Annotated in this window: 1 protein-coding gene and 1 pseudogene; one reads left to right on the top strand and one right to left on the bottom strand. The window is 73.2% G+C overall.

Annotated features, from left to right (window positions below; genetic code table 11):
• Positions 1 to 575, bottom strand: a pseudogene (locus HUX53_RS03770) (sigma-70 family RNA polymerase sigma factor); the annotation flags it as partial.
• A 271-nt stretch (positions 576 to 846) separates the two neighbouring features.
• On the opposite strand from HUX53_RS03770, the gene HUX53_RS03765 reads away from it, so the two are divergent.
• Positions 847 to 1,773 (top strand): glutamate-cysteine ligase family protein (locus HUX53_RS03765; protein ID WP_217919051.1); only part of this gene is annotated, 927 nt, incomplete at its 3' end.

Below are 1,773 nucleotides of genomic sequence, written 5' to 3'. Positions count from 1 at the left end.
CATCCGGCGTCCGCGCAGGCGGCGAGGACCCGGTCGCGCAGCCAGCCGGGCGCGTGCGCCGGCGCGCGGCGGGCCAGCAGCTGCGGCAGCCGGCCCTTCTCGAACGCGGCGATCATGTCCAGCTGCGGCTGCACGGTGCCGCGCATCAGGATGTCGAGGACGGCCCGCTCCAGCCGCGTCCGCGCCGCGCCCAGCAGCTGCGCGACCGTGTCGGGCGCGATGCCGAGGACGCGGGCGATGTCGTGGGGTTCGAGCCATTCGCCCGCCCACAGCAGCAGCACCTCGCGGTGGTCGGAGCGCAGCCCGGCCGCGACGCGCAGCAGCGGGTCGGCGTCCGCGAACAGCGTCCGGCCGCCGGCGGACAGCTCCCCGGTGAAGGCGCCGCGCTCGGCGCAGGCCGTCCGGGACAGCGAGTACAGCCAGAGCACGCGGTCGCCGCGCGGCGGCTGGTGCACGGCCGCGCTGAAGGTGTCGCCGAGGGCCGCCGCCGCGAGCTGGTCGCCGACGAGCGACCAGCAGTAGGCGTACAGGCGGTCGGCGTGCGCGTCGTAGAGCGAGCCCAGGTCCCCGCGCATGTGCCCTCCCGTTCCCGTCCGGCTCGTCCGTCGGTCCGACTGCTCGGCTGACAAATGGTGCATACAGCTGATCAACGGGACTCTAGCGCCTCGGGTCCGCGGCTGAGAAGTCCGAGATCGGACGTTGCGTCGAATAGCACGGAAGGTAGTCGGGACGCCTGCGGACGGTGATGTTCACGGAGATTTCACAAAGTTCCCGAAAAACGGCGGATTCCTGATGCGGTTCAGCAGGGAAGGATTCGAACCTGTTATCGACTTACGCGAGGAGTCAATGGTGACCCGCCTGACGGTTGATGGTGTCTACCAGCACATTCGCGGTGTCTGCTTCAAGACCGGCCCGCCCGGGACGGTGGGCGCGGAGACCGAGTGGTTCGTGGTCGACGCCGCCGACACCGCCGCCCACGTCCCCGCCGGGCGGGTGCGCGCGCTGGTCGAGGACGCCGGTCCGCCGGCCGCCGGAAGCAAGATCACCTACGAGCCGGGCGGGCAGCTGGAGCTCAGCTCCGCGCCGTTCCGCGGGCTCGGCGCGCTGCACGCCGCGCTCGGCCGCGACATCGCGCACGTGCGGGCCGCCCTCGCCGCGGACGGGCTGGCGCTCGCCGGGCACGGCGTCGACCCCGTCCGGCGCCCCCGGTTCCAGGCCGACCATCCCCGCTACGCGTGCATGCGCGACTACTTCCGCGCCGGCGGCTTCCCGGACGCGGGCCTCGCGATGATGTGCTCGACCGCGTCCGTCCAGGTGAACCTGGACATCGGCGCCGACGATCCGGACGCGTCCCGCCGCTGGCGGCTCACCCACGCGCTCGGCCCGGTGCTGGTCGCCGCGTTCGCCAACTCGCCGCTGCGGGCCGGGCGCCGCACCGGGATGCGCTCGTCCCGGCAGGGCATCTGGACCGAGCTGGACCCGTGCCGCACCCTGCCCGTCCTGCGGGACGGTGCGGACGGCGACCCGGCCGAGGCGTGGACGCGGTACGCGCTCGACGCCCGCGTCATGCTCGTCCACACCGCCGAGGGCGAGTGGGTGTCCGACCCCGGCATGTCGTTCCTGGAGTGGCTCGACAAGGGCGAGCCCTGCGAGGACGACCTGACCTACCACCTGTCCACGCTGTTCCCGCCGGTCCGGCCGCGCGGCTGGCTGGAGCTGCGGATGATCGACGCGCCGCCCGGCCGGTACTGGCCCTGTGTCTTATACACATCC

The sequence above is a fragment of the Actinomadura sp. BRA 177 genome, assembly GCF_013372625.1.
Classification (GTDB): Bacteria; Actinomycetota; Actinomycetes; order Streptosporangiales; family Streptosporangiaceae; genus Spirillospora.
Note: the sequence above shows the minus strand (reverse complement) of the source record. Positions and strands in the feature narration are given on the sequence as shown.